Annotated in this window: 9 protein-coding genes and 1 pseudogene; 8 read left to right on the plus strand and 2 right to left on the minus strand. The window is 52.8% G+C overall.

Annotated features, from left to right (window positions below; translation table 11 throughout):
• Positions 1–1,256: ATP-dependent RNA helicase SrmB (gene srmB, locus FDW95_RS09975; RefSeq protein WP_137363493.1), on the minus strand; the 1,256-nt coding region annotated here is incomplete at its 3' end.
• A gap of 130 nt (positions 1,257–1,386) precedes the next feature.
• Here srmB and trmN point away from each other — a divergent pair.
• A complete protein-coding gene (gene trmN, locus FDW95_RS09980; protein ID WP_115257747.1) occupies positions 1,387–2,124 on the plus strand; it encodes a tRNA(1)(Val) (adenine(37)-N(6))-methyltransferase TrmN in 738 nt (245 codons plus the stop codon).
• Here trmN and nadB read toward each other — a convergent pair.
• A complete protein-coding gene (gene nadB, locus FDW95_RS09985) occupies positions 2,109–3,731 on the minus strand; it encodes an L-aspartate oxidase (protein WP_137361868.1) in 1,623 nt (540 codons plus the stop codon). The genes trmN and nadB overlap by 16 nt on opposite strands.
• A gap of 263 nt (positions 3,732–3,994) precedes the next feature.
• Here nadB and rseD point away from each other — a divergent pair, with 263 nt between their 5' ends.
• From rseD to FDW95_RS23715, 7 genes and pseudogenes are all read left to right on the plus strand, one after another.
• Positions 3,995–4,159: a rpoE leader peptide RseD gene (rseD, locus tag FDW95_RS09990; protein ID WP_135911581.1), complete on the plus strand. Its 165-nt coding sequence runs from the start codon at positions 3,995–3,997 to the stop codon at positions 4,157–4,159.
• Positions 4,156–4,731 carry an RNA polymerase sigma factor RpoE gene (rpoE, locus tag FDW95_RS09995; RefSeq protein ID WP_003037573.1) on the plus strand — a complete coding sequence of 192 codons (576 nt, stop codon included), beginning with the start codon at positions 4,156–4,158 and terminating at the stop codon, positions 4,729–4,731. The genes rseD and rpoE overlap by 4 nt, the downstream gene beginning before the upstream one ends.
• A 31-nt stretch (positions 4,732–4,762) precedes the next feature.
• On the plus strand, positions 4,763–5,416 hold the full coding sequence (rseA, locus tag FDW95_RS10000; protein ID WP_115257749.1) for an anti-sigma-E factor RseA: 654 nt from the start codon (positions 4,763–4,765) through the stop codon (positions 5,414–5,416).
• Positions 5,416–6,372 (plus strand): sigma-E factor regulatory protein RseB, encoded by a 957-nt coding sequence (rseB, locus tag FDW95_RS10005; RefSeq protein WP_115257750.1) that lies wholly within the window; start codon positions 5,416–5,418, stop codon positions 6,370–6,372. Before rseA ends, rseB begins: the two co-directional genes overlap by 1 nt.
• On the plus strand, positions 6,369–6,833 hold the full coding sequence (gene rseC / locus FDW95_RS10010) for a SoxR-reducing system protein RseC (RefSeq protein WP_115257751.1): 465 nt from the start codon (positions 6,369–6,371) through the stop codon (positions 6,831–6,833). The genes rseB and rseC overlap by 4 nt, the downstream gene beginning before the upstream one ends.
• Positions 6,834–7,098: 265 nt before the next feature.
• Entirely contained in the window at positions 7,099–8,898 is a 1,800-nt protein-coding gene (lepA, locus tag FDW95_RS10015) for a translation elongation factor 4 (protein WP_096756125.1), read from the plus strand.
• 15 nt (positions 8,899–8,913) lie between these two features.
• A pseudogene (locus FDW95_RS23715) lies at positions 8,914–9,034 on the plus strand (S26 family signal peptidase); the annotation flags it as partial.

A 9,034-nucleotide genomic window follows, 5' to 3' on the forward strand; every position in this document is an offset into this window, starting at 1 on the left:
TGACGTTTCTTCACGCGCGGCTTCTCTTTATCTTTCTCTTTTTTCTCTGCACGTTTCGCCAGCACTTTCTTGGATGGCTTACCGTTAGACTTCTCACTTGGTGCGCGCGTTGTTGGACGCAGTTCGTCAACCACGCGCGGCTTTAGCTGCTCGTCGACATAGCGACTCGCTTTGCCGAGCAGCAGGTGGTCGTGCGCTTCTACCAGAGAAATGGCGGTGCCTTTACGGCCTGCGCGACCGGTACGGCCAATACGGTGCAAATAGGCATCGCCACTACGAGGCATGTCGTAGTTAAACACGTGGCTGACATCAGGAATGTCGATACCGCGTGCCGCAACGTCGGTGGCAACCAGCACATTCACACGACCATCGGTCAGGCGTTTGATCGCTTCGTTACGCTTGCTTTGTACCATCTCGCCTTCGAGATAGCAGTTGTTGATCCCCGCCTGGCGCAGCCAGCCAGCCAGCTCGTGCACGCGCTCGCGTTTACGCACAAAGACGATAGAACGCGTTGCTTCAGGCTGTTTTAACAGGTGAATCAGCAACGCTGTTTTGTGTTCGATATCATCGGCACGATAGTACCACTGATGGATCTTCTTACGTTCGCGGGTGGATGGATCCGCAGAAACCTCAACCGGATCTTCCAGCAGGCGCTCGGCAAAATCTTTAACCGCATTGCCTTCCAGCGTGGCAGAGAACAGCATGGTCTGCTTACGCCAGCGGGTTTCACCGGCAATATGCTCGATATCCTGCGCGAAGCCCATATCCAGCATACGGTCGGCTTCATCGAGGATCAGCGTTTCAACCGCATGGCAGTCGAAGTTCTCTTCTTTAATGTATTGCAGTAGACGTCCGGTGGTCGCGACCACGATGTCCTGATTTTCGCTGAACACTTCCATATGGTTCATGTAGGCCACGCCGCCGGTGATGGTGGCGACATCCAGATGCGTATTCTTCGCCAGTTCACGGGCGTGATCGGCAACTTGCATTGCCAGTTCACGGGTCGGCGTCAGAATTAAAACGCGCGGTGGACCTGATTTTTTGCGCGGAAAGTCGAGCAGGTGCTGCAACACTGGCAGCAAATATGCCGCCGTTTTACCGGTGCCTGTCGGCGCAGAACCGAGTACATCACGGCCATCGAGCGCAGGTGGAATGGCGGCTGCCTGAATAGCTGTCGGGCGAGTGAAACCTTTTTCCTGGAGGGCATCCAGCAGGCTTTCATCGAGTTCAAGTTCGGAAAAAGTCGTTACAGTCATGTTCTACCTCTGTGTGGGGCGCTGATTATAGACGTTACGGCTGCAATCTTCATCTGTTTGTATGGATATACCTTCTCAGGTATTGTTTTTATCCTATGTTATCGTTTTTTTTCCAGGAAGGTTGTTTTTCATGCCCCAGTCTTCATCAGTACTTCGACGTAATGGGTTTACCTTTAAACAGTTTTTTGTGGCACACGATCGTTGTGCAATGAAAGTTGGGACTGACGGAATTTTATTGGGGGCCTGGGCCCCTGTCGCAGGCGTAAAGCGGATCCTTGATATCGGCACCGGGAGTGGTTTGTTAGCACTGATGCTGGCCCAGCGTACAGATAACAGCGTCCTGATTGATGCGGTGGAGCTGGATGTTGACGCCGCGCAACAGGCAGAGGAAAACATCGCGCAATCTCCGTGGGGGCAGCGTATCCGGATCCATACTGAAGATGCTCAACGGTGGATACCTCGCCAGACCGTGCGCTTTGATCTGATTATCAGTAATCCCCCTTATTATGAGCAAGGCGTGGAGTGTGGTACGCCACAGCGCGAGCAGGCACGTTATACCACGACGCTCGATCATGCGGCGCTGATAACGCTGGCGGCGGACAGTATTACAGAAGAGGGCTTTTTTTGCGTGGTACTGCCGGAGCAGATTGGTAACGCTTTTACCCAGCAGGCATTAAACATGGGATGGCATCTGCGTCTGCGTACGGATGTGGCGGAAACCGAAGCCCGGCTGCCGCATCGGGTCCTGCTGGCTTTTTCCCCGCAGGCCGGGGAGTGCTTTAGCGACAGATTAGTGATCCGTGGGCCAGACCAGCGTTACTCAGAAGGTTACACCGCGTTGACCCAGGCATTTTATCTGTTTATGTGATGGCTAAGCGGCGAAAGAATAGAAGGGCCGGATTCAGGCAACTGCTCTGGATAATCCAGCGTGAAGTGCAGGCCCCGGCTCTCTTTACGCATCATTGCGCAGCGCACAATCAGCTCGGCAACCTGCACCAAATTGCGCAGCTCCAGTAAATTGTTCGACACGCGGAAATGGGCGTAATACTCGTCGATTTCCTGTTGCAGCATCGTGATACGCCGCAGGGCTCGCTCCAGACGTTTAGTGGTGCGTACAATGCCAACGTAATCCCACATAAACAGCCGCAGTTCATGCCAGTTATGCTGGATGACAACCAGCTCATCCGGATTTTCCACCCGGCTTTCATCCCAACCCGGAAGCGTGCTGACACTACGTGCGTAGGGCATTCTACGATCAATATCTTCAGCTGCAGACCAGCCGTAGACCAGGCACTCCAGCAGTGAGTTAGACGCCATACGATTTGCACCATGTAGCCCGGTGTAGCTCACTTCGCCGATGGCATACAGACCGTCGACGTCAGTCCGGCCATAATCATCGACCATCACGCCACCGCAGGTATAGTGCGCAGCTGGCACGATAGGCACTGGCTCTTTGGTCAGGTCGATCCCCAGGCCCAGCAGCTTTTCATAAATCATCGGAAAATGCTGGCGGACAAATTCTTCCGGTTTATGACTGATGTCGATGAACATGCAGTCCGCACCCAGACGCTTCATTTCATGATCGATAGCACGCGCCACGATATCGCGCGGCGCCAGTTCACCACGCTCATCAAAGTCGGGCATAAAGCGTGAGCCGTCCGGGCGCTTCAGGTGGGCACCTTCGCCACGCAGCGCTTCAGTCAGTAGAAAATTGCGTGCCTGCGGGTGATACAGCGCGGTGGGGTGAAACTGATTAAATTCGAGGTTGGCGACTCGACACCCTGCGCGCCAGGCCATCGCAATTCCATCGCCTGAGGAGATATCCGGATTGGTGGTGTACTGATAGACCTTCGATGCGCCACCGGTGGCCAGCACGACGGATTTGGCATGGCAGGTTTCGACGGCTTCTTTATTACGATTCCAGATCCATGCGCCAACTACCCGGCGCGTGCCCGGCAAGCCGATTTTATCGGAGATGATCAGGTCCACGGCGTTGCTACGTTCCAGCACCTGAATGTTGGGATGATTTTGCGCCTTGCTGACCAGCGTGGTTTCAACCTCTTTGCCGGTGGCATCAGCCGCATGCAGGATGCGTCGATGGCTATGGCCGCCTTCGCGGGTCAGGTGATAACTCTCTTCACCATTGGGCTGAACCTGCGTATCAAACAAAACGCCTTGATCAATGAGCCACTGGACGCACGTTCGGGCGTTGCTGGCGACGAACTCAACTGCATGGCGATCGCACAATCCCGCGCCGGCAATCAGCGTATCCTCGACGTGAGAATCGATACTGTCGGTTTCATCAAAAACAGCGGCAATGCCTCCCTGGGCATAGAATGTAGAGCCTTCACTTACAGGCCCTTTACTCAGGACAATAACCCGATGTTTCTCAGCCAAGCGCAAAGCCAGTGAGAGTCCGGCAGCACCGCTGCCAATAATCAGCACATCACAGGATAATTCAGGCGTTGTATTCATGATTGTTGTTTAATTTACTAAACAGTGTTTGGTCACCATAGCACCACATTGCGCGAAACTGCACGTTATATTTTTAATTGTGTTGCAATGGCTAAACACGAAAGAAATTCATAGTGAGAGGTAAAGTATGAAAAATATTTTGTGTAGCAGGCCGTTAGCGTCAGATTAGGAGATGAAATAAAGTGCCCGTTGGGTTACTCTGCAAGCGGTTTAATGGGCATTTCTGTACAGATAGTGCGTTGATCGGGTTATGTAGACTTATAATGAGAGATAAGACCTGTCTACAACATGACAAACAAAAACAAATGCGTAACGGAACTTTACGAAACTTGAGCACTCCAAGTCATTGCTTGCTCATAGTGCAGCTGATGGAGTGGCGTTTCGAAAGCGCGTGGAAATTTGGTTTGGGGAGACTTTACCTCGGATGAGCGAGCAGTTAACGGACCAGGTCCTGGTAGAACGGGTCCAGAAGGGAGATCAGAAAGCCTTTAATTTACTGGTAGTTCGCTATCAGCATAAGGTGGCGAGTCTGGTTTCCCGCTATGTACCGTCGGGCGATGTTCCCGATGTTGTACAGGAAGCATTTATTAAGGCCTATCGTGCGCTGGATTCGTTCCGGGGAGATAGTGCTTTTTATACCTGGCTGTATCGTATAGCAGTCAATACAGCGAAGAATTACCTGGTCGCTCAGGGGCGTCGTCCACCTTCCAGTGATATAGATGCGATAGAAGCAGAAAATTACGAAAGTGGCGGTGCGCTGAAAGAAATTTCGAACCCTGAGAACTTAATGTTGTCAGAAGAACTGAGACAGATAGTTTTCCGAACTATTGAGTCCCTCCCGGAAGATTTACGCATGGCAATAACCTTGCGGGAGCTGGATGGCCTGAGCTATGAAGAGATAGCCGCTATCATGGATTGTCCGGTGGGTACGGTGCGTTCTCGTATCTTCCGAGCGAGGGAAGCTATTGATAATAAAGTTCAACCGCTTATCAGGCGTTGACGGTAGCGGGATACTGGAAAAGGTATTAGGCATGCAGAAAGAAAAACTTTCCGCTTTAATGGATGGCGAAACGCTGGATACTGAGTTACTCAAAGAGCTGACTCACGACCCGGAAATGCAAAAAACCTGGGAGAGTTATCACCTGATCCGCGATTCCATGCGAGGTGATACCGCCGACGTTCTCCATTTCGATATTTCCGACCGAGTAATGGCAGCCATCGCAGATGAGCCAGTACGTCAGGCGGCGCCATTGATTCCTGAGGCCCAGCCAGCACCACATCAGTGGCAGAAAATGCCATTCTGGAAGAAAATGCGTCCGTGGGCCGCTCAGCTTACTCAAATGGGTGTGGCCGCGTGCGTATCGCTTGCAGTTATCGTTGGCGTCCAGCACTATAATGGGCAATCTGAAACGTCCCAGCAGCCCGAAACGCCGGTATTTAATACATTACCGATGATGGGGAAAGCCAGTCCGGTGAGCTTGGGTGTACCTTCTGACGCGACGGCCAGCAGCGGCGGTCAGCAACAGCAGGTGCAGGAGCAGCGTCGTCGTATCAATGCTATGTTGCAGGATTACGAACTGCAGCGCCGACTGCACTCCGAACAGCTTCAGTTTGAGCAGGCACAGACACAGCAAGCCGCTGTACAGGTGCCAGGAATTCAAACTTTAGGAACGCAATCGCAGTAATGAAGCAACTTTGGTTTGCCATGTCACTTGTGGCTGGTAGCCTGTTCTTCTCTGTCAACGCCTCGGCCACTCCTGCGTCCGGGGCGTTATTGCAGCAGATGAATCTGGCCAGCCAGTCGCTCACCTATGAGCTGTCCTTCGTCAGCATCAATAAACAGGGTGTTGAATCCCTACGTTATCGTCATGCTCGTCTGGATAATCGTCCGCTTGCACAACTGTTGCAATTAGATGGACCACGCCGGGAAGTCGTACAACGTGGAAATGAAATCAGCTATTTTGAGCCGGGGCTCGAACCGTTCACGCTGAACGGTGATTATATTGTTGATTCTCTGCCATCCCTGATTTACACCGACTTTAAACGTCTCGCACCCTACTATGATTTTATCTCGGTAGGCCGAACACGTATTGCCGACAGGCTTTGTGAAGTACTCCGCGTCGTGGCGCGTGACGGGACTCGTTACAGCTACATTGTCTGGATGGACACCGAAACTAAGCTACCGATGCGCGTCGATCTTCTTGACCGGGATGGCGAAACGCTGGAACAGTTCCGCGTGATCGCTTTTACTGTGAATAGCGGCGTCGGAGACAGCATGCAGACGCTGGCAAAAGCCAACCTGCCGCCGTTGCTATCTGTTCCCGCGGGCGAGAAAACCAACTTCAACTGGAGCCCATCATGGTTGCCGCAAGGATTCAGTGAAGTCTCCAGCAGCAGCCGTCCACTGCCGACGATGGACAATATGCCGATTGAATCGCGTCTTTATTCTGACGGGCTGTTCAGCTTCTCTGTGAATGTGAACCGCGCGCAGCAAAACAGCGCCGATCAGCTCCTGCGTACCGGACGCCGCACGGTCAGTACCAGCGTACGAGATAATGCCGAAATCACTATCGTTGGTGAACTTCCGCCGCAAACGGCGAAGCGCATCGCGGACAATATCAAGTTCAGGGCTGCACAATGATCAAAGAGTGGGCAACGGTTGTTTCCTGGCAAAATGGCCTGGCGACAGTCAGCTGTGACGTTAAAGCGTCGTGCAGCAGCTGTGCCTCAAGGGCCGGATGCGGAAGCCGTGTGCTGAATAAACTGGGACCGCAGACAACGCACACCATTGTGGTGCCTAGCGTTGAACCGCTGGCTCCCGGTCAGAAAGTTGAGCTAGGCATTGCTGAAGGCAGCCTGTTGGGCTCGGCAATGTTAGTCTATCTGTCTCCGCTGGCGGGGCTGTTTGTTTTTGCCGCATTGTTCCAGGTGTTATTTGGCAGCGATATCGCCGCGTTAAGCGGTGCGATACTGGGCGGTGTGGGTGGATTCCTGATTGCTCGTGGTTTCTCACGCAAGCTGGCTGAACGTGAGGCCTGGCAACCGGTGATTCTCAATGTCGCTCTCCCGCCTGACCTTCTTCGCGTCGAAACACACCAGTGATATATATGCCTGATGGCGCTGCGCTTATCAGGCCTACAGGACAGTTACTACGTAGGCCAGATAGGGCACTTTCGCCGTACTTCGGTAAAAGTTTCACTGACTTTGCTAAGTTGTTTCCAGTTCCCGCTATCCTTGCTCTATGAACATTTCCTCGCCTCAGCGTTGTAGTGTAGAATGCGGCGTTTCACTTAAACCGACGTTAAGCTCAGAACAGCGACTTCTCAAAGCCTGCCCAGGCAGGCGTAAGGCACAATAATTACACTATATGAAGAACATACGTAACTTTTCAATCATAGCTCACATCGACCACGGTAAATCAACGCTGTCTGACCGTATTATCCAGATCTGCGGTGGCCTGTCTGACCGTGAAATGGAAGCGCAGGTTCTCGACTCGATGGATCTTGAGCGTGAGCGCGGTATTACTATCAAAGCGCAGAGCGTGACGCTCGATTTCAAATCATCTGATGGTGAAACCTACCAGCTTAACTTTATCGACACGCCGGGCCACGTTGACTTCTCGTATGAAGTTTCGCGCTCGCTTGCCGCCTGTGAAGGCGCTCTGCTGGTGGTTGACGCCGGACAGGGTGTTGAAGCGCAAACGCTGGCTAACTGCTATACCGCCCTGGAAATGGATCTTGAGGTGGTGCCTGTACTGAACAAAATTGACCTGCCGGCTGCCGATCCTGAGCGTGTAGCGGAAGAGATCGAAGATATCGTCGGTATCGATGCGACAGATGCGGTTCGCTGCTCGGCGAAAACCGGCGTCGGCGTGACCGACGTTCTGGAACGTCTGGTGCGCGAAATTCCGCCGCCGGAAGGTGACCCGGAAGGCCCGCTGCAGGCGCTGATCATCGACTCCTGGTTCGATAACTATTTGGGTGTGGTCTCGCTGGTACGTATTAAAAACGGCACTATGCGCAAAGGCGATAAAATCAAAGTGATGAGCACCGGGCAGGTGTATAACGCTGACCGTCTGGGGATCTTCACGCCTAAGCAGGTTGACCGTACCGAACTGAAGTGCGGCGAAGTGGGTTGGCTGGTTTGTGCGATTAAAGACATCCTCGGCGCCCCGGTCGGCGATACGCTGACTCAGGCACGTAATCCGGCAGATAAAGCGCTGCCAGGATTTAAAAAGGTGAAACCGCAGGTTTACGCCGGTCTGTTCCCGGTCAGCTCTGACGATTACGAAAACTTCCGTGATGCGTTAGGTAAGCTGAGCCTGAACGATGCCTCCCTGTTCTATGAACCGGAAAGCTCTACCGCGCTGGGCTTCGGCTTCCGCTGTGGCTTCCTTGGTTTGCTGCACATGGAGATCATTCAGGAACGTCTGGAACGTGAATACGATCTGGACCTGATTACCACTGCACCGACCGTTGTTTACGAAGTTGAAACCACGGGTAAAGAGACTATCTATGTCGATAGCCCGTCCAAACTGCCGCCGCTGAACAACATCTATGAGCTGCGCGAGCCGATCGCTGAGTGTCATATGCTGCTGCCTCAGGCATATCTCGGCAACGTTATCACGCTGTGTATCGAGAAGCGTGGCGTACAGACCAACATGGTTTACCACGGTAACCAGGTGGCGCTGACCTATGAAATCCCGATGGCAGAAGTGGTGCTCGACTTCTTCGACCGCCTGAAGTCAACGTCTCGTGGCTATGCGTCACTGGACTATAACTTCAAACGCTTCCAGGCCTCTGACATGGTGCGCGTTGATGTTCTGATCAACAACGAGCGTGTTGATGCGCTGGCGCTCATTACCCACCGTGATAACTCACAGAGCCGCGGCCGTGAGCTGGTGGAAAAGATGAAAGAACTGATCCCACGCCAGCAGTTTGATATCGCGATTCAGGCAGCCATTGGTACGCACATCATTGCGCGTTCAACGGTTAAGCAGCTGCGTAAAAACGTTCTGGCTAAGTGCTATGGCGGTGATATTAGCCGTAAGAAAAAGCTGCTGCAGAAACAGAAAGAAGGTAAAAAACGCATGAAGCAGATCGGTAACGTCGAGCTGCCTCAGGAAGCGTTCCTCGCCATTCTGCATGTCGGTAAAGACAGCAAATAATCCTAAGGAGTTGGCATGGCGAATATGTTTGCCCTGATTCTGGTGATTGCCACACTGGTGACGGGCATTTTATGGTGCGTAGATAAATTTATCTTTGCGCCAAAACGCCGGGAGCGTCAGGCAGCAGCGCAAGCTG

This window comes from Citrobacter sp. wls718, assembly GCF_005280945.1.
In the GTDB taxonomy this organism is placed as follows: domain Bacteria; phylum Pseudomonadota; class Gammaproteobacteria; order Enterobacterales; family Enterobacteriaceae; genus Citrobacter; species Citrobacter gillenii.

Bases quoted from the DNA above. Each gene is read 5' to 3' on its own strand.
- rpoE (WP_003037573.1), top strand. From the start codon at position 4,156: ATGAGCGAGCAGTTAACGGACCAGGTCCTGGTAGAACGGGTCCAGAAG.
- lepA (WP_096756125.1), top strand. From the start codon at position 7,099: ATGAAGAACATACGTAACTTTTCAATCATAGCTCACATCGACCACGGT.
- rseD (WP_135911581.1), top strand. From the start codon at position 3,995: ATGAGAGATAAGACCTGTCTACAACATGACAAACAAAAACAAATGCGT.
- rseC (WP_115257751.1), top strand. From the start codon at position 6,369: ATGATCAAAGAGTGGGCAACGGTTGTTTCCTGGCAAAATGGCCTGGCG.
- trmN (WP_115257747.1), top strand. From the start codon at position 1,387: ATGCCCCAGTCTTCATCAGTACTTCGACGTAATGGGTTTACCTTTAAA.
- nadB (WP_137361868.1), bottom strand. From the start codon at position 3,731: ATGAATACAACGCCTGAATTATCCTGTGATGTGCTGATTATTGGCAGC.
- rseA (WP_115257749.1), top strand. From the start codon at position 4,763: ATGCAGAAAGAAAAACTTTCCGCTTTAATGGATGGCGAAACGCTGGAT.
- rseB (WP_115257750.1), top strand. From the start codon at position 5,416: ATGAAGCAACTTTGGTTTGCCATGTCACTTGTGGCTGGTAGCCTGTTC.